Genomic DNA, 18,871 nt, shown 5'->3' with positions numbered 1-18,871 from the left:
CGACGGAAGAAGAACGACCAAACCATAGACCTTGAGGGCAATGCCAAAGGTTTTTAATAACGGAAAATGACTTATCCCCACATGAAGGTTGACGCAACAAAAGGACTGGCCTATTTTCAATTTCGTCTTAAATCAAGTGGTTTTCACATTGGAAGGTGGAAGGCGTCCATAGAGCATTTCACCCAAGTGAAAGCGGCCTGGACGCCGGGGCTGTGGAAAGTGCGTAGATTTAAAGAAATTTAAAATCAGCCTAGCGTTTTTTGGTTCGTTATTTGAGCGATGCAAAAAATGAACAGGACACAAAAATGAGATAGTAGATTATTTCTTTTTCTAATTCACACACAACTTTTGGGATTGATCCCATACTAAGGACAACTATTTTGGTAAGTTGCACCGTATATAATGGCGGGACCCCCCAATATTGTATATATGAAATATTTAACCTACGTATTTGTTCTATTCCTTTTTAGCTGTGGGAAGGACGAGGATACCTTGCCCTTAATTGCCAATGATCTTCTAGGAATATGGCAATTGGAAGCCACTAAAATTAGCCCGGGCGATATAGTTGAGAATTGGACAACTGTAATGAACGGACCCATATTTGAATTTAAGGCCAATGGTTCCTATACCCATAATGAAAAGGCTTGTGGCGGTATTGTTAACGGAATTTACAGTACAAGTGAAAGTGTTTTGACCCTGCGATATCATTGCGAAAACAATGCCATTGAAACCATTTTTAATATGGAATTCACCGAAGGAAAACTTATACTATCCAATGTAGGCTGCATTGAGGAATGTTCCTATAAATATAGAAAAATAGAATAGTTATTTGTTTAAGGGACTAATGATCTTTACATCTTGGAAAGCAATAGCTCCTCTTACCACACTGGCAATAACATCATATAATGCTTCTGTAATTTGAACTTTGAGCTCACTTTTGTGGTATATTAGGCTTACTTCCCTAGCAGGAGATGGATTTTTAAAGAATTTAAGGTTCTGCTTCTTTTTATCATCCAGTTCAATAGTATTTAGGAAGGGTAGGAGGGTCATCCCCAATCCTTCATTGGAAAGGTTGATCAGGGTCTCGAAACTACCGCTTTGTAATTGAAAGTGCTCTTCATCGTAATTTTTGGTGGCATTGCACAAATTTATGACACCATCCCTAAAACAGTGTCCGTCACGCAATAGCAGCACATCCGAAATTTCCAAATCTTCCGGGACTAATTCCGATAGTTTTCCCAATCTATGATTAGGGGGTACATACCCCACAAAAGGTTCATAATATAGGGGGCGCTCCTTAATAAATTCAATTTCCAGCGGTGTAGCTGCAATGGCAGCATCTATATGGCCATCTTGAAGGTTGCGGATCAAATTTTCGGTGTTTTGCTCCTTGATGATCAGGTTTACTTTGGGGTATTTTTTTATAAAGGTCTTAAGGAACATGGGCAATAAGGTAGGCATAATGGTGGGGATGATACCAAGGGTAAACTCACCGCCTATAAAACCCTTCTCCTGATCTACTATATCCTTTATACGGTTGGCCTCATTGACAATGTTCTTGGCCTGGGCAACTATTTTGGCACCAACTTCCGTTATGGTAATCGGTTTTTTGCTCCTATCGAAAATTAATATGTCCAATTCGTCCTCCAGTTTTTGCACCTGCATACTCAAGGTAGGTTGGGTAACAAAGCTCTTTTCGGCTGCCAAGGTGAAGTTTTGATACTCGGCAACGGCTAGTACATATTGCAATTGTGTAATGGTCATGAAGTATTATTTAAAGTGATAAAATTAGGAAAACTAAAAACAAAACCTAAGCAGAAGGACCCTTACTTATAAAATCTTTTTCCTGCCCTGAAATTATATAAGGGACGTTGGGTTGGTTTCGGTATATCAGTGGTTTTAATCAGTAATGATGTTTTCCGCTTCTATCCTTTTGTTATTGATGAAATCGTATAGCGTCAGCCTTCTCAAAGTGTAGTAATCTGTCCAGAAATTTTCCAAGGAATTCAGGTATTCAAGTTCTGCCTTGTCTTTTTCCTGTTGCGCCAAATTTAGATCTGTAATGGTAATTTTTCCTAGAATATATCGCTCTTTGGTAATCTGATAGCGTTTAATGGCAATTTCTTTGGCTTTTTCCGAAGTGGATAGAAAATCCCTTTTACTGGACCAATTTAAAATATGTAGGTAAATCTCCTGTTCAAAAGCCTGCTGTTCTTGTTTTATATTTGTTTCTACCAAACCTAAATCGGCCTCTCCCATTTTTCTTTCGGATTTGGAGACCCCCCAATCAAAAATAGGAATACCCAATCTCACGGATACTCTTTGTTGTCTATCATAGTCTTGAAAGAGCGCGTCATAATCCTCGGCTCGCTTATTTAATCCGAAATTGGCATTGACATTAATTTCCAGCCTATTGTTACCTTTTATTTGAGCAAGGTTTCTTTCGGCCTCCAAACGTCTCCTTCTAAATTCAATAACGGATTTCCTGTTATGGGTAGCTTCATCCAGGGCAGTTTGTACACTTACCTCAAAATCTACCAATTTCTCTGGAATGAACAGTTCTATGTCCTCGGTTTTCAGTTCCAGATATCTGGCCAGGTTTTGGGAAGTCCTTTTAAGTAGGATCGTATTTGTGGTAACCTCATTTTTCGAATTTAGATGTCCCAGTTCCATCTGCAATAACTCATTTTCAGCAATCTTTCCAATTTCGAACCGTCCTTTGGCAATTTGCAATAAGGTATCCTGGGTAGCCAAATTTTTCTTGGAATTTTTTAACCTCATTTGGGCGGTCAATAGTCCAAAATAGCGCTGGCAACTGCTTAGGGAAATATCTTCCATACGCTCAATAAATTCGCGCTTGGATTCTTCAAATTTTAAAGGTTCTATTTGCCTGTCCCACTTATAAGGATTAAAGAACAAGGAATTTTGATAGTAATTTACGGAAAAAGGGGTGAGGGAGTAATTGCTGTTTTCATCTGCGCCAAAGCGATCTATTCGTTGGATTTGTGAATTAAGGGAAAGGTTTCCTCCGGTAAAAGGAATACGCTGGTCTATGGACAAAGTCCCATCTATCCTGGATTGATTTTGATTTACGAAAATATCCTGGCCTTCGTCATTGGTAATCCTTGTAATGGATTTGGAATAATCCGGCAAGGTGGCCGATAATCGAAATTGTGGTAAAAATTGGGCTACATAAGTTCTGTATTTCCAATAACTGGCTTGTGATTGGTTTAATACGGCTTGATATTCTGGGGAGTTTTTTTTTGCCAATTCAATGGCCTCTGTTAGCGTTAGCTTTTTGGTCTGTCCCAGAACAATAAGGTTTGAACACAGGAATAACAACACAATACATTTTTTCATTTTGGACTATTTTGATTGATAAAATGGGGGAGGGTATTTATGTTTGATGCTATTGGGGTTTCCATTATTCACGTCTTATGGCTTCTATGGGATTTTTGTTGGCGGCCGATTTGGCAGGTAAAACTCCAAACGCCAGCCCTATGAAGGTGGCTACAAAAAAAGACAAAACAATGGAGTTCAATGAAAGAATGGTTTCAATACCCGTTGCCAGTTCCAATCCATACGATGCCACGATTCCCAATATTATGCCTATTATACCTCCGCCCAAACTGATGAGGACGGATTCGGATAAAAACTGTAGAATTACATCTTGCTTGGTGGCACCAATGGCCCTCATGATACCTATCTCTTTAGTTCGTTCCAGTACGGAGGCCAACATAATATTCATAATGCCTATACCACCAATTAGTAGTGATATCCCAGCAATAACACTGAGAACAATATTGAATATCTGTTTAGTTTTCTGCTGTTGTTTTAGCAATTGTATAGGGATGGTAATTTCAAAATCCAACACCTCGTTATGTTTTCTTTTGAGAAGTTTACTCAATACTTCCGCAGTTGCTTTAAGCTCATTGGAGTTATTTACCTGTACCGTTAATTTATCCAATTGGTGGTAATTGCCCCTAGGAATTTTTTTCTTGGGCCCATTATTGGCACCACTAATGATGATCATACCTCCGCCACTAAAATCCAGGGGTTGTTCCGATATGATCTTTCTATCCTTATATCGAACCAAAAAGGTCTTTACAGGAATATAGATATCCTGGTTAAGGTCTCGAATTCCCAAATTCTCCTGTGCCTTTTCAGAAATGAGTTTTTCCTCTATTATGCCAATAACCTTAAGCCAAACGTCCTTTACCTTGATTTGCTTACCAATGGCACTTTCACCTGGGAACAACTTCTTTTCTACCTTTTCACCAATGATACAGACTGAAGAAGCATTTATCAAATGTTCTTGGGAGAAGTTGCTTCCTTTTCCTAAATGAATATTGGAAGTTTCAAAAAAGGAGTTGGTGACCCCTATTAATTTCACCGAATTTTGCCTACCCTTATTAATAACATAGGTTTCTAAAATTATTTCCGGACTAATGGCTTTTATAGTAGGAATATTATTGGCTATACTAGCTACATCCAAGAGATCCAAACCTTTGGAGAATCGTGTGGTTTCCTGTGCACCTTCCTCGTCCTCACTACTGCTTTCATCCTCTTCATCAGGTATTGGTGTTACTACAATGTTGTTGACGCCTACCAGTTCCAATTGCGCCAGAATTTCCTTTTCCGCCCCATTGCCTATGGACAGCATTGTAATTACTGCTGCCACACCAAAAATGATACCCAATGCTGTTAAAAACGTTCTAACCTTGTTGATCGTCACCACGCGAATGGCTTCCCTGAAATTGGAGACAACCTGTTCTAGAAGTATCTTGTCTATCATGAATCTAATTTAAAGACAGTATGCCCTTTTCTTCCAATCCTTCTGGTTTGCTCAGATACACAACTTCGTTCTCATTTAAACCCTTTTTTACAATTACCACATCCAAATTGGATTCGCCCATCTCAATTTCTTTTTTATCGATGGAGAGGCCGGACTTGGCGTACACAAAACTTATGGAATCTTGGGAAAATACGGCTTCCAACGGTATCATTAGAACCTCTTCTTCCTTATGGATCAGGATTCTATTGGAGGTAGTCATCCCAGGCCTGACATTTTCATTATTCTCGTCAAAGTTTATCAGTACCTGAAATAACTTAATATCCGACCCTCGTTTTTCTTCCCCAACATTGGCCACGTTGGTAATGGTTCCTTTGACCGTTACATCTGGAAAAGCATCAAAACCGATAATTACAGGAAGGTCTTTTTTTATCTTTCTTATGTCTACCTCGTTGGCATAGGTCTTTGATTCCATTTTTGTAAGGTCGGGTAAGGTTGCTATTGCGGGGTCCCACATGCTAATGGACGACCCAACCTTTCTTTTGGTCCCATCCCAGTTTTTAGCGTAGGTTACCATTCCATTGGCATCGGAATGAATGGTGAAGGATTTTTGAAGATTCCTGAGTTCCTCCAACATTTTGCTTATTTTGGATACTTCAGTTCCCACTTCCACCATCTTGGCCATGGCTTTTTGTTCCTTAATTTTGTAATCCTCGGTTTTCTCCTTTAAATCCCGTTCTAATCGCTCAATATTGATCTCCAACTTTTTTATGGTAGCAGGTGGCTCATAAATAGACTGTTTAAGCTCCAACTTATTTTCTTGGATATCAAATAGCAAATCTTTTATGGCTGTCCGTTCCTGTTTTAAGGTTAGGGTTGTGTCTAACTGCTCTTGAGTGTATTTGGACTGGGCAGTTTCCAAATTTAATTGTGCATCCAAAATTTGTTCATTCACCTCCGAGGGATCCAATCGGCCTACATAATCGCCTTCCTTTACCAGGGAACCTTCCGGAATTAGGTCTTGAATTTTAACATCCCGCAGTTTAAATTTCCGTATGTCGTCCGGGCCATTAATTTTTTTTAAACTGGTAGATTGGGCCTCACCTGAAATGATAACTTCATTTAAGAATTCGCCTTTGACCACTTTGGTGGTAATGGCTACATCTTCATCTGCAGTATTCCCGAACAAGGTGTAACCTGCAAGAATAAGAACAATTGGGATACCGAATAGGAGTAGTTTCTTTTTATTCATTGTTAGGTGGTTTAGTTAAAGGGTGGGGGACTCAAATTTAATCCAGTACCTCTATATACAAGAGATTATTGTGTTATTATTTTCTTAATTAATCATAAAAATATTTGCAAAAGGATTTAAAATTTAAATTACATTGAAAATTTATGTTAAATTATTGGTATTATCATCAATTATCGTACCAATGATAAACCTTACTTTTTTCCTATCGTATATTACTATACACTTATAATAACTATCAATAAATTAAAGCTGCATCAGGAGGGGTTTTTTTGTAATTTAGTGGTATAACAAAAAAGATATAATATGCAATTAAACAGTATAGGTTTGGATGTTGCCAAATCAAAATCGATAAGTAAGGATTTAAATCAGTTATTGGCCAATTTCCAACGCTATTATCAGAATCTTAGGGGAATTCATTGGAATATAAAAGGGAAGCGATTTTTTGACCTCCATATCAAATTTGAAGAATTGTATACCGATGCCAACACCAAGGTAGATGAAATTGCGGAACGTATACTTACGTTGGGAGGTGTTCCTTTACACACCTTTGAAGATTATATTAGTAGTTCAAAGGTACCTGTTGGTAAAAACATAACGAAGGATGAGGATGCTATAAGACTTATTGTTGATTCATTGTCCCAGTTACTTGTAATAGAAAGGAATATCTTGGATGCCTCGGACGAAGCTTCGGATGAAGGTACCAATTCTATGATGAGCGAGTTTATTACCCAGCAAGAAAAAACTGTCTGGATGATGAAAGCTTGGTTGGCCGAGGAAATTTAATCCACAGGATTATGGCTCTCTTAATACGGGGCCATAGTCTATGAATGGATTTTAGATTTTACAGATCATCCCCAGTATGGATTCTTTTGACATGTGATGTCCAAAGTACTTTCCATCTTGGGGATGATTATTGTTTTTAGGAGGTTCAATCCAAAAAATGCCTATCGAATGAAAAGGGGTAATCAAGATCGGTATTTACCGTAATTTTTACAGCCGTATCACGTCCATCTATTTGTAAGCGGGTAATATTTTGTTCCTTCCAAGGCTTATCCTTTATCCAAAAATGGCCATCGCCCTGAACCATTAGAACCGGTTTGTTAAATGTATCTGCGGCAGATCGAAACAGATCCGTAAAGGTTTTAAACTTATCGGGACCACCTTCCACCATATTTGCATGGCCAAAGACCACCATGGCAGACACCTTGGATTTTTTTTCTGCCACAAGTTTTTTGATCCATAGACCATTTTGGGTCAGTCGGTTTTTCCATTCCAAGGAATCATGTACTTTGCTTCCTACCAGGTTAAGACCAACAAACAAAACCTTCCCCGATTCCCAACTAAAATTTTCCTTACGTCCGGACTGATAGGTTACCGTTGGCTCAAAACGCCAATTTTCATTAAAATGAAGGAAGTACTTATTCCAGTATTTCAATCCTTGTTGTGGATCCGTACAGTCGTTATATTCATTGTCTCCCAAGACGATAAAGGTGGGTACCTCAAAGGTCTTTAGGATACTGGAAACTTCCTGATATACATTTTCGTCGCATTCCAGGGCACCTGGTTTTATGTCTCCAACATGAACAACAAATTCGGAAGGATCCATGTTATTGTGTTTGTAAATAATATCGATCAATCCATCACGCTGTTTTTCATCGTAGGGAACATCGCCAATAGCTGTAAAGGAGATAATAGTGTTCTCTTTGGTTATGTCATCATTTGTAGATTTGGAAAATTGGCCGTTCTTGCATGAAAAAAGGAACAAGACCATTCCCCAAAAAATCCAATGTTTACAATTGGGTTTTTTGAATTTAGGACCTATGATAGTATTTGGCATGATAAGGCGGAACCGTAAAAAATTAGATCTTAAATATAATTTAATTACGGGGTAAATTATCTTATTTCTGCATTTTTAAATAATAATCAGTGGAATGTTTACCAGAACCATAAAACAGAAAGAATACACATACCAACAAAGTAATGGAGGCCAAGACTAAGTTTCTTGTATTCATTTCCCCTAAAAAATTTACCACTACCGCACCTAAAAGAATCGGTAATTGTGCCAATACCGCCCAACGGGTCAGTAAACCTATTACCAATAAAAAACCACCTACAAAATGTGCCGGTGCCACATAATGCATAATCAACATACCTCCCGAAATGTCTTGGAAGGGTTTAATTATTTCTGCCATTTGTTGATGATTGGACATAAAATCCACCCCTTTCAAAAATAGAAAAACACCCAATGCAACCCTTAATAAATCCAAGGGATAATAAGTATGTGCATTGGCCCATTTGTTTAAAGATTTAATGGTCGCCATAATTGTAATATTAATGATGCCTATTCTAAGGTACTCATTTTTAATGAAATATAAAAAAATTGATGGAGGCTATTTAACAACTAGTGTGTATTTCAGGCTTATTTTGTTGGGAACTGACCTGTACCCAAAATGGATAACCCGAACTTTGGCAGCCCCTAGAATTTTTAAACTCCAAGTTCTTCCGTTTCTGCTATACTGCCGCTTGGACGTTTCAATAGCATTTTAAGACAAACCTATAGACTACTATTGTTCAATGGATGTGGATATGTTTATTCCAGGAAGCTTCAGGGCACTACATTGGCAATATCTACTTTGTCGTCATTAGGCTTCCAATGCCCAAGTGCAAAAAGCTGAAGAGGAAGTATCAAAGCTTTGAGCCTGGAATTGTACAAATACATGTGTACAGAAATAAATAGGAGGTACCCCTACTGAATTTTAATAAATTGAAGCAAGGTTTTACAACTTGGTTACATCGATCTTAAAAAGATTGGCAGCATTCTTCCAAAGGATAAGTTCTTTCTTCTCTTCAGGTAGATCCAATTGTTTCATAAAATTGAGATAGGAATTCATATTGGATATAGGCCAGTCCGTACCATACAAGAGATACTGTGGATTTCCGGCGTAGGTAATCATTTCCTCCAATTCATTTTTCATAAACCTCTCAAATTTATATGAGAAATTGCCCAATACCAGCCCAGAAACATCGCTATAGACATTTTTGTTCTTGTAAACCACCTCCATACAATCTTTTATCCAGGGATTGCCCACATGGCAGATGACTATTTTAAGGTCCGGAAAATCTACGGCTACATCATCTATGTGTATGGGGTGGGAGTATTTGATTCTTCCCGTTGGTGAGTAAGTGTCCCCGGAATGAAACATAACCGGGATGTCGTATTCCACTGCCATGTCATAAACTATTTGTAGCCTTTTATCATTAGGGTAGAAAGGTTCATAGCCTGGGTAAAGTTTTAGGCCTTTTATCAGCCCCTCATCCAGAAATTCACTTATTTCCCTTAAGTCCCTATGGGTGTAGTTCAAATAACTGATGCCCGCAACCACCCCAAGATTATCCCGTCCACTAATGGCCTCCACAACCTTCTTGGTACTGGGCCTATGTTCGTTTACCTTATAGGAGGATAACACCAAAGAATAATCTACCTTATTTTCCTGCATGGTTTCGGTTAGTAGGTTTAGGCATTCTTCCAGGGAGACTACCCTGTCTTCATGGTAGTTGTTGATATGTGTGTGGACGTCTATTATCATAAAATTTCAGTTATATTTTTAGGGATATTTCCTTTTTTTTTCAAAGGGTTTCATAGGTAACAGTTTGTTTTTTAGTGTTCGGCAGTAGTTATGTATTTGGAATTTTTATAATTTGTCCGACTTATTATATCCTCTTTTTTCCTGATTCTTTTTGGTTTCGTGAATTGTAATTACCATGGCAATAATCAACAGTATCAATGATATAATCCGGCCCCAAAAAACAAAGTCCCTTTTGTCCCAAGAGCTGATGAAATTCACAATGATCAGTATGGTACTGGCAACAATTACAAGCAGGGGATAGTTTATTTTTCGCATTGGCCTATCATTTTTTCTGGGTGTTTGGATTATTAAGTCTAACGACCTTTATACATTCATTGTTGAATTCCACATGGTACTGTTTTCCTTTCTCTTGTAATACTAGTTCAAACTCGGAAGGAAAGGCTTTGTCATTGGTAGGGAACCATCTTCTATGGGCTTTGTCAATACATATAAATAATCCATATTCATCCCCCATGGCACAAAAATTTCCAAACCCTCCATCATAGATCCCAATTCCCATAGCATCCCTTAAGATACTAAAAACGTTTTCAATATTACTAGTAGGGATTCCAATTTCCGAAATTCCCAGGAACAGTTCCGGTCCAAAATTCCGTTCCGATCCATTTCTTAAGTTTTTACGCGCTATAAGCTCCACAATATTTTTGTCCGGGTCGTAAAAGTAGATGGCTCTTGCATTCCAGGCCGTGAAATTGATAATGTCATCTTGGCCGTCTTTCAAAATGGTCAGTCTGGATTTGAGCCATAGCAATGCTTCTTCCTCTTTATTGGCAGGGATATTGATAGCAAAATGATAAGGTGTAGCCGTTTTTTTTAGTTCAAAATGGAGTAGGGTATGGCCAATTTGAAAGGAAATATTTTTGGGAGATTTTTTCACTACTACCAATCCCAACACTTGAGAGTAAAACTCAGCTTGCCTCCCAATATGGGAAGTGTATAGGGTCAGTTCCTTAATCTTCATTCTTAGGTTATCTTAGCCGGCAATGTAAACTACCTCGGGGCAAGCCCGCGAGACATTCGGAGGAAACGAACTTTAATTTTCGAGGCAAGCCTCGGGGTACTATACCCTTTGGCGGTGCCAATAAATGGATCTTAGATCAAACTTCTGCTTCCCCTAAGATAATAAATATTGAACATTCAACCTGTACATAGGTTACGGAAAGTTAGGAGACTATTCGCAAATACTACAGTTGGAGTCACCTGTAAGTTTGCCCGCCACATTTATTTCAAATTTACAGCATTCATTAAAGTTATGGATAAGAAGTGATTTTGCACGTCTAATCCTTGCTTTAACGTTGGCCAAGCTAATTCCCAATTCTTCTGCCGCTGCCCTTTGGGTTTTGCCCTGTAGGTACACCAAATGAATTGCTTCTTTGTAAGCTTGGGGTAAGTTGGTTACAAACCGATCAAAACAACAGAATTCCTGATGACCGTCGTTAGTGGATGAAATTTCATACCTAGGGTTATGATGCACGGCTTTGGAGGTAAGGTGGTAATGATTGGCAATTTCATTTCTAACAATAGTAAATACCCATGCCCTAACTTTTTCCGAGTCCTTTAAGGTGTTTATTTTTTGATGGATTTTAAGGAAGGCGTTCTGAATTATCTCTCTAGTTGCTTCCTCATCTTTTACTTTTTTCAAAATAAAAAAGTAAATTTCGCTATAGTGTTTTTTCCAAATGTCTGCCGTTTCAATCTTCATAAGTATAATATACGAGGTTGGCCTTGAAAGACCAACCTTTTTTTAACAACATTCACATTTGCTACAATCGCATTTACTGCAAGGACAATTTTTTTCCAAACAGTTCTCACAATTACATTTGGTGCATTCGCATTGGATACATTTACAATTATTCATTTCTAAAAGATTTAAAGTTTATTAAGGAGACCAACTTTGGCCAAAAAGGATACAAAAAAATGGGTGATTTTGTGTGATATTTTGGCAGGTTGATAAAAGATAAAGGCTAAACACGCTTCAGGATTATATTCTTACGAGAATTACCCCTAAAATTTCCATGATAGGATGTCCAATATACTTTGTAATCATTACCGTATATAAAAAACACTGAAGCTCAAAAAATATTTTGTCTTATCCTTTTCGGTTGCACGGAGACACTGGTAACCACCTCAAAATCAATGATGCCCAAAACCAATTCCTCCTGGGTAAGTACCTCTACTTTCCACAAGCCTTCCTTTATATTGTTCTTGTAGGTATATCCCCTATAACCGCCATCACGCCCTCCAGTAATATCGTAACCAATATCCTCTATAATTTCCCAGTCCTGGGTAGCATCATTATACCATTTCCAACGATGAAAAACTGTTTTCTTTAAGCTGGTAGGAGCAAATATGGATGAAAACACATATACATTTTCATTGGGTTTCTGTATAAATTTTAGTCTGTGCTTTCTCCAGAACACATACCAATCATCCGTTTCGTAGGTAACAAGGTAGTTGTTGTTGTCTTTTGTAACTTGATGGGCTACTATGCCATTGCTTAGGGCTAGGGGTACCGGTGGGATAAGCTTGAAAAAATAGAATGTGTTGATAATAATGTATATGAAAAACACAATCCCTATGAGTTTCCCCAGGTGTATTTCGGATCTTGTACTTGGACTTGCACGATAAATAATAGCGATAAGAGCCAGCGTACTGAATAAACTTAAGAGACCCGAAAGTATAAAAATATTGGGACTCATTTCCTTGATCAGCACAGGCACCATAAAGGTAAAAAAAGTAAAACTGATAAAAAAATATACACTGAATTGTAAGTATTTATTGGATATTCTTTTTTTTAGAATTTCATTTGCAAATAATAGTACAAGGAGTATGATCAGGAAGAAGACCGTTTTGGACATGGATACGCTACGTGAAAAATAAATAACATAGGCACTGGAGAGTCCACCAAAGAAAAATTGTATGGCCAATGGATAGTATTCTTTAAACCTATCAAGTATGGTATTGTTCCATTTACCATCATCGGCTAGGTTGTAAAGATAGAGGGTAATGGTCAACGAGGTCATGTGCAGGCAGAGTACGCTAAGGTCGTATAACCTATCTATGCGTCCTAAGGTAAGGGTGTCAAATATAAACCCCCCAATGAAAAATAGGATGGGAGCGTATTTTTCATGCTTTCTGATAAATCCGAGTAACCGGCTATTCCTAAACTGTACCAAGCTTCTTTTCATCCCATTGTTGAATACGTAAATTTATAGCACAAAAGGCAATTTCAATAACCCGTATCAACAAGTTTTTGCTTCTACCACCTTAAGATTTGGCGTAAATTAATTTTATGATCTAATTAAGGAAACCTTATTTTCCACCGTATAACTTATAAACTTCCGTTCCTGCGCTAAGAAAGGCTCCCGTACCATAAACTTCAGTCTTGTCGGCCCAAGCCTTGCCAGGTGCGGCACCAATAGGCTGAACATAACCTAGCATGCCTTCAGGGGTAACATGGCTTATTAAGGTGTTCCATCCCTTCTTTACAGAAGGGGCATAAGTGGTCTTATCCAAAATGCCCTGGTTTATGCCCCAGGCCAGACCATAAACATTAAATGCGGTTCCACTGGTCTCTGGAGTGGGATAAAATTTCTGCCCCAATAAACTCATAGCCCAGTGGCCTTCGGGCGTCTGGATTTTCAGGAGTTTGGCAGCCATTTTTTTGTATATATTCAGGAAATATTTGTACTCCTTGCTTTGAGGATCCAATTCGTTCATTACATTAACGAGTCCGGCAAATACCCAACCGTTGCCCCTGGACCAAAATATCTTAGTGCCGTTGTCCAATTTACCCATATAGTTTTCGTCCCTATAGTATAGGCTTTCTTTTTTATCGAAAAGAAAATCGGTGGTGGCTTTGAATTCTGTCAACATGAAATCCAGGTATTTTTTATCACCGGTTACATTATACAATTTTGCCCAGACTGGTGGGGACATAAAAAGGGCGTCACACCAATTCCAACGATCCTGGTGAAAAGGGGTATTCCAGTGAAGGGAACTTTGCGAAGGATGGTACATTATAAAATTAAACTGTTCTTTGGTGGGTTCTATCATAGCCTTGTCCTGATACTTTCTGTAAAGATCAATATACAATTGCCCAACGGTATGATCATCTGCATGGTATTTTCTACTGTGCAATTGCCATTCATGCTTTTGCCCAATGTCTTTGAGCCACTCATAATATTTGTCATTATTGGCCATAGCCGCCCATTTTACCATTCCCACGTACAAGGCCCCGTTGGTCCAATCCAAAGGGTGATGTGGTTTGTCATGTCCACTGTACAACCCCTGGAAATTATCTATCTGCCAGTTGGCCACTTTTTCCATGACTTTGGTAACTTCGGACGGATTTATTTCCTGTGCATGTGTATGCGCAGTTAAAACGAGCATTAGAAAAGCTATTATAGTATTTGATTTGTTCATTGGTAAAGTATTTTTGTGTTGAATATTCTTACGCTATTAGACAGGCAAGATAGTAAAAATAATGTACCACTGAATTGTGAAATTAAGGTCGGTACCTCCTTATAAATTTAATGAGGATGATAGGTATCGGGGCAATATATTGTAAAACCCGGAATTGGGATGAATTATAATTTTAGAATGTATAGGGCAACAATGGTACTATTTACTTTTTGATAGGGCGGTAAGGACCTGCATTGCTTTTTCCGAATCTTTGGTATCCACAAAAATGTGGTCGTGGTAATATCCGGCAATGACATTGCAGCTTATGTCATTTTTGGTCAAAGCTGCGGAAAACGCGGCAGTTAAACCAACTGCTTCCAAAGAGGAATGAATTTTTAAGGTAATCCAAGAGGCTACGTATTCGTAGGGAAGCTGTAAGTGGTCTGCCTTGATCTTATCGATTATAATAGTGGTCCCTTCATTTTCCTTGAACTCACCTATCGTATCCTTTCGATCCACGGTACTTATATCATCCACTGTACAAAAAACGTACTCGCCCTTATTTAATTGGGGAGACATGTTATTTATTAACTTAGACATATTGGTTTCTCCAATCATCTATTTTAAATTTTTGAGGTACATAAATAATAGCCTATTCAATTGAAATATAATGTTCACTTTTAATTAATTACCATGTTTGGTATCAACTTTCCCAAAAGGAATGGATTTGAATCCCCATTACGCAGTGGAAATATCTATAATCCAACATTTATTTTATGGGCCCGTTGTTGTCCAATTAAAGCCAATTCAGTGGCTAGGAAACAATGGTCTTGGGTCATAGCGGTTTCCGTTCGTTGCACCACATCGTTTACCAATTGTTCGCCATAGGGCATATAGATATTGGAACAATCGTAATATTTTGTTTCTTTCTGGTTCACTAAAAATAGGTGATTACCACCTTCTCGGCCTGCAATGTCTATATATTTTCTCATTTCTATATAGCCTTCAGTCCCCAAAATAAAGGTACGGCCATCCCCCCAAGTGCCCAGGCCGTCAGGTGTAAACCAGTCGATCCTGATGTAGCCGGTAGCGTGCGGACTTCTTACGCTCATATCCCCAAAATCCTGGTAGGTAGGATTATGTAAATTCTTAAAATTTCCAATTTGCGAATAATTGACTTCCGCTTGTTGGGAGTTGGTGTAAAAAAGAAATTGATCGCACTGGTGGGAACCTATATCACATAAGATTCCTCCTGCTTTGTTAGGATCAAAAAACCATTCGGCACGAGTTTCGGGTCGCATACGATGGGGCCCTAGTCCAATTGTCTGAACAACCTTTCCTATAGCTCCTGCGCTTACTAGTTCTGCAGCTTTTACAGAGGCCGGATTTCCTAAGCGCTCACTATAGACTATTGAATAGATTCGCTTTGTTTCCTTTTGTACTTTTTTTACTTCTTTCAACTGTTCCAAGGTAAGGATACCTGGTTTGTCCGCCATAAAATCCTTTCCGGATTGCATTACTCGAATTCCTAGAGGAGCCCTTTCTATAGGAATGGAAGCGCTGGCCACGAGCTGAATTCTGTTGTCCTCAATAATTTCATTTTCGCTTTTTGCGATTTTTACTTTAGGGTATCGTTTAATGAATTGCTGCAATAATTCAGGTTCCTTGGCATAAACGGCCACCAAACTTCCACCTCCGTTAATTAAGGAGTCTACCATACCGTATATATGGCCATGGTTCAATCCTATAACCGAAAATTTAATGGATTCCTTGATTTTGGACGGTTTATTGGATGGTAATTTAATTTCTTCCGGTCTCGAGGTATTATGTAAGTTGTGGCCAAAAAGGTGGGTCGGGATCATGGCTGCTCCAGCTATTCCTGCTACTGAAGCAAAGGATTGACTTATAAATTTACGTCTATTGAATGACATTTGTTTTGGTTTTAAGTTTTTGAAATATAAGTTTAAACTTTGAATTATCGGTAAAAAGGGATATTCATTCTCTATTAGAGGAATCCGCTATATATGTCAACAAGCTATTAAGCTCTGTTCATAGTGGTATGATAATTATCATTTAAAATAAACCGATTAATAAATACTTTTAGAATAAAATAATTCAAAAATCAAATATTATGTCCAATATTAACTATGGTACAACTAAAAAAATTTACTGGTTTTTAATAATTCTATCGATTATAATCGGTTATGTTTTCTATGGTGCTTTGAAAGACCAATTTGGTCTGCCCTTCCTTATTTTTTTCTCGGGTGTCCCTTTCTTTTTATTCGTTACAGGGAGTTTTGGTTTGATGTGGCCAAAAATTAAACCCGCAGGGGATGAGGTGTATATTAGTCATGCCTTGTTAATAGGGTTTCTTTTTATTGTTCTATTTTTTATTCATGTTTGGATTATTTTACCACGTATTTGTCCGGATTTCGGTGCATGCTTAGGTGTTTAATTTCAAAATGAGACAACGAAAGAAAACTATAAATAATTGAGACTGATTATCTTTTTTTTTGCCGTTTTGTTTGGTATGTCTTAGTAAAGGAAAGCAGGGAAAGTGAGGGAATGTTGATCTTCTCCCAGCCCACCGTCTTTAGTATTAGGATGTAATGTACATAATCTCCTGCCCATACAATTTAGTTTGGGTCAAACTCTCAATGAGCCCTGGAATCCTCTAGCGGCATAATAGGAATCTGCACCATTATGATAAATGAATATATGGACATACCTATAATTGGTAAAATGAGCTCCTCCAATTTGTCTAATATTGGTAGGAGTATGTATCCAGTTAGAGGTTTTTGTATCAAATTTCCCTAGTTTTTGTAGTGTTCTATAGTCTTTCTCGGTTATCATTTGGACTCCCACAGCCATTTCACAGGTATTTTGTTCGGGCTTGAATTTTTTTTCTGGATTCTTGTGCCCCTTGATCATAGCAGGCACTTCTTATTCCTACGGGACTTTCAGCTGAGCAATCAATAAACGTAATCACCACTTGCTTCATCAAAATCCACAACATCTGGTTCACCACTGGTTTTTCCATTTTTATAAGTGTCCAACGTTTACCTGGGTTGTCAATGAGTTTATTTTCTATGGCCTGTCAATCAAGGCTTTTGTGCCGATGCAGGTTTTGATAAAAACGGTCTTTTAAAACTTCCAGTAATGTGGTCCGTTCTTTTGTAGGTAATATCTTTTTTATCATGAATGGACAAATTTTTAGGGGCCATTAGCTATAGGCGATGGTGAACTCCTTTCAATTTGAAATAAAAATAACCCATTTTCATCATTTTAGGGATATCTTGGAAAGCTTGGGAATAAAACTATCTTCCATAATCCCCCTGTGCATACGAGGCAACTATACTGCTATTGGGAGTTTTACAATTGTTGGGAAAATCAAAGAAATAAATGCAATTGGGCAAACCATTGTTAAAGTCGATTCTCACCCAACCTTGATTGCTACTGCCAAAACCAGAATAACTATAATTGGCCTTTAAGGATTTAGGTCTCCCTTGGCTGTCTTTGGACATCACCGATACAGCTGAAATACTTCCGGGAGTATAGCGATTGAACGACCAGGTTTTGGATTGGTTGGTTACAAGGTCATCGATCAACTTATTGAAATCCTGTGATCCCGTAGGTCCTCCAGATTTTTTCATAGTGGCGTATTTACTAAGGGCCTCCATGCGGATCGAGGGTTTGTTCAAGGCAAATAGTTTTAGGTTCTCTTCAAATCTTCGCACCCCGGGACTATTACAGCTGTTTATCTTAAAGATCTGAAGCATATCATTTTTAAGCCCTTTGGCTTGATGCATTAAATCAACGGAATTCCCCATTGAATTTGGATCCAAGATCATTTCCATGGTGGTACGAAGGGCATCGGATCTCTGGATATTTTCAACCTCGGTTTTGGCGTTATACAGATCTGGACGGGCAAAAAGGCCGGTGCCTACCCATTTATATTCTACACAAACCCTACTAAGTACATCTCCATATATATTTTTGGAAACCTCCTCCACGGCACAAACCTGTTCCATAATCTCTACCTTGTCCTCTGGGAGGTAGCTGGGACATTGCCTGCCAAAAGCTCTTAGGTATTGTTCGAAAATCATAAGGAATGGCATGTCCTCGCGTTTTATATCAATATTTTCAAAATGCCCTCTAAAAATATAATCGTAGAACTCTGCGTTGTATAAGCCATCTGTATTAAAAACCAACGATTGTGTCTGTGTGTCCTTACTTTCAGAAAGGACGGGAATTGAATGATTAAAGGAGGAAATAATAATAAATAGAAAACCTAGGAATAAAATCCGAAAAAAGTAATTGTTTTTCCACATGTGAAACTTTGGTTGTTTTAGACGAAAAGTCAGGGTTAAATTATTGACAACTTGATAAATATACAAATTATCATAAATCTAAAAAATGCAATATGTCCTTGTTTTAGTGGGTAGACCATTTTATGCGATTCCAACTTTATAGATATTTAAGCTTTGTTTTACGGCTTCAATTTTGAACTTCAGGCCTTAGGGATGATCACAGTGGTATACTGTCTTTAATCAATTACAAATTGGAAATATGGTACTTAAATAAAATATACACCCCTTCCTTTGAGATTCCTTCGGATACGGCTTTCCATCCAGATTTTAAATAGAAATTAACACCTAATTTAACGTGAGTTCGATATAAGGACTATCCAATTCTTTGAAGGTTGTCTATATTGATGTTTGGTTTTGTTGGGTAAAAGGCATATGCAATGAGTCCGGAAACCATATTTGTGATGAAGTT

20 protein-coding genes and 1 pseudogene are annotated in these 18,871 nt (G+C 38.0%); 3 read left to right on the top strand and 18 right to left on the bottom strand.

The annotated features are described in order from the left end of the window. Positions 1 to 429: 429 nt before the first annotated feature. Positions 430 to 825, top strand: coding sequence for a lipocalin family protein (locus QSE00_RS10915; RefSeq protein ID WP_286105977.1), 396 nt, complete (start codon positions 430 to 432; stop codon positions 823 to 825). Here QSE00_RS10915 and QSE00_RS10910 read toward each other — a convergent pair whose 3' ends face one another. The 4 genes from QSE00_RS10910 to QSE00_RS10895 all read right to left on the bottom strand — a co-directional run bounded on the left by QSE00_RS10910 (position 826) and on the right by QSE00_RS10895 (position 6,044). Continuing rightward, positions 826 to 1,764, bottom strand: coding sequence for a LysR substrate-binding domain-containing protein (locus QSE00_RS10910; RefSeq protein ID WP_110356841.1), 939 nt, complete (start codon positions 1,762 to 1,764; stop codon positions 826 to 828). Positions 1,765 to 1,899: 135 nt separating this feature from the next. Next, the gene (locus tag QSE00_RS10905) at positions 1,900 to 3,360 is read right to left on the bottom strand and encodes a TolC family protein (RefSeq protein ID WP_110356842.1); all 1,461 of its coding nucleotides are present in this window, start codon (positions 3,358 to 3,360) and stop codon (positions 1,900 to 1,902) included. A 64-nt stretch (positions 3,361 to 3,424) separates the two neighbouring features. Further along, the gene (locus QSE00_RS10900; RefSeq protein WP_286105976.1) at positions 3,425 to 4,795 is read right to left on the bottom strand and encodes an ABC transporter permease; all 1,371 of its coding nucleotides are present in this window, start codon (positions 4,793 to 4,795) and stop codon (positions 3,425 to 3,427) included. A 4-nt stretch (positions 4,796 to 4,799) separates the two neighbouring features. Further along, on the bottom strand, positions 4,800 to 6,044 hold the full coding sequence (locus tag QSE00_RS10895) for an efflux RND transporter periplasmic adaptor subunit (RefSeq protein WP_110356844.1): 1,245 nt from the start codon (positions 6,042 to 6,044) through the stop codon (positions 4,800 to 4,802). A 303-nt stretch (positions 6,045 to 6,347) separates the two neighbouring features. Between QSE00_RS10895 and QSE00_RS10890 the strand changes: the two genes are divergently transcribed. Continuing rightward, on the top strand, positions 6,348 to 6,827 hold the full coding sequence (locus tag QSE00_RS10890; protein ID WP_286105975.1) for a Dps family protein: 480 nt from the start codon (positions 6,348 to 6,350) through the stop codon (positions 6,825 to 6,827). A gap of 145 nt (positions 6,828 to 6,972) precedes the next feature. On the opposite strand, the gene QSE00_RS10885 is transcribed toward QSE00_RS10890, so the two are convergent. The 10 genes from QSE00_RS10885 to QSE00_RS10840 all read right to left on the bottom strand — a co-directional run bounded on the left by QSE00_RS10885 (position 6,973) and on the right by QSE00_RS10840 (position 16,023). Beyond that, entirely contained in the window at positions 6,973 to 7,881 is a 909-nt protein-coding gene (locus QSE00_RS10885) for a metallophosphoesterase (protein ID WP_286105974.1), read from the bottom strand. Positions 7,882 to 7,942: 61 nt separating this feature from the next. Beyond that, positions 7,943 to 8,365: a DoxX family protein gene (locus QSE00_RS10880; protein ID WP_110356847.1), complete on the bottom strand. Its 423-nt coding sequence runs from the start codon at positions 8,363 to 8,365 to the stop codon at positions 7,943 to 7,945. 456 nt (positions 8,366 to 8,821) lie between these two features. Further along, positions 8,822 to 9,631 carry an amidohydrolase family protein gene (locus tag QSE00_RS10875; RefSeq protein WP_286105973.1) on the bottom strand — a complete coding sequence of 270 codons (810 nt, stop codon included), beginning with the start codon at positions 9,629 to 9,631 and terminating at the stop codon, positions 8,822 to 8,824. A 105-nt stretch (positions 9,632 to 9,736) separates the two neighbouring features. Then, the gene (locus tag QSE00_RS10870) at positions 9,737 to 9,946 is read right to left on the bottom strand and encodes a hypothetical protein (protein ID WP_286105972.1); all 210 of its coding nucleotides are present in this window, start codon (positions 9,944 to 9,946) and stop codon (positions 9,737 to 9,739) included. A 7-nt stretch (positions 9,947 to 9,953) separates the two neighbouring features. Further along, entirely contained in the window at positions 9,954 to 10,649 is a 696-nt protein-coding gene (locus QSE00_RS10865; protein WP_286105971.1) for a VOC family protein, read from the bottom strand. 210 nt (positions 10,650 to 10,859) lie between these two features. Further along, complete coding sequence (locus QSE00_RS10860; protein ID WP_181422898.1) at positions 10,860 to 11,390, bottom strand: sigma-70 family RNA polymerase sigma factor; 531 nt, start codon at positions 11,388 to 11,390, stop codon at positions 10,860 to 10,862. 370 nt (positions 11,391 to 11,760) lie between these two features. Next, a complete protein-coding gene (locus QSE00_RS10855) occupies positions 11,761 to 12,876 on the bottom strand; it encodes a DUF2914 domain-containing protein (protein WP_286105970.1) in 1,116 nt (371 codons plus the stop codon). Between the two features lie 124 nt (positions 12,877 to 13,000). Beyond that, a complete protein-coding gene (locus tag QSE00_RS10850; RefSeq protein WP_286105969.1) occupies positions 13,001 to 14,113 on the bottom strand; it encodes a glycoside hydrolase family 88/105 protein in 1,113 nt (370 codons plus the stop codon). Positions 14,114 to 14,311: 198 nt separating this feature from the next. Next, positions 14,312 to 14,710 (bottom strand): ACT domain-containing protein, encoded by a 399-nt coding sequence (locus tag QSE00_RS10845; RefSeq protein ID WP_286105968.1) that lies wholly within the window; start codon positions 14,708 to 14,710, stop codon positions 14,312 to 14,314. Between the two features lie 137 nt (positions 14,711 to 14,847). Continuing rightward, positions 14,848 to 16,023, bottom strand: a complete 1,176-nt coding sequence (locus QSE00_RS10840) for a Gfo/Idh/MocA family protein (protein WP_110356854.1) — start codon at positions 16,021 to 16,023, stop codon at positions 14,848 to 14,850. Between the two features lie 200 nt (positions 16,024 to 16,223). Here QSE00_RS10840 and QSE00_RS10835 point away from each other — a divergent pair, with 200 nt between their 5' ends. Next, positions 16,224 to 16,547 carry a hypothetical protein gene (locus QSE00_RS10835; RefSeq protein ID WP_286105967.1) on the top strand — a complete coding sequence of 108 codons (324 nt, stop codon included), beginning with the start codon at positions 16,224 to 16,226 and terminating at the stop codon, positions 16,545 to 16,547. A 191-nt stretch (positions 16,548 to 16,738) separates the two neighbouring features. On the opposite strand, the gene QSE00_RS25190 is transcribed toward QSE00_RS10835, so the two are convergent. The 4 genes and pseudogenes from QSE00_RS25190 to QSE00_RS25360 all read right to left on the bottom strand — a co-directional run. Next, a complete protein-coding gene (locus tag QSE00_RS25190) occupies positions 16,739 to 17,023 on the bottom strand; it encodes a DUF4256 domain-containing protein (protein WP_353477461.1) in 285 nt (94 codons plus the stop codon). Further along, positions 16,965 to 17,132: a DUF4256 domain-containing protein gene (locus QSE00_RS25185; RefSeq protein ID WP_353477460.1), complete on the bottom strand. Its 168-nt coding sequence runs from the start codon at positions 17,130 to 17,132 to the stop codon at positions 16,965 to 16,967. The genes QSE00_RS25190 and QSE00_RS25185 overlap by 59 nt, the downstream gene beginning before the upstream one ends. Before the next feature lie 277 nt (positions 17,133 to 17,409). Beyond that, on the bottom strand, positions 17,410 to 18,423 hold the full coding sequence (locus QSE00_RS10825; RefSeq protein WP_286105966.1) for a hypothetical protein: 1,014 nt from the start codon (positions 18,421 to 18,423) through the stop codon (positions 17,410 to 17,412). Positions 18,424 to 18,775: 352 nt separating this feature from the next. After that, positions 18,776 to 18,871 (bottom strand): annotated as a pseudogene (locus QSE00_RS25360) (IS982 family transposase); the annotation flags it as partial.

Origin of the sequence: Arenibacter flavimaris (genome assembly GCF_030291335.1) — a bacterium.
Classification (GTDB): Bacteria; Bacteroidota; Bacteroidia; order Flavobacteriales; family Flavobacteriaceae; genus Arenibacter.
Note: the sequence above shows the minus strand (reverse complement) of the source record. Positions and strands in the feature narration are given on the sequence as shown.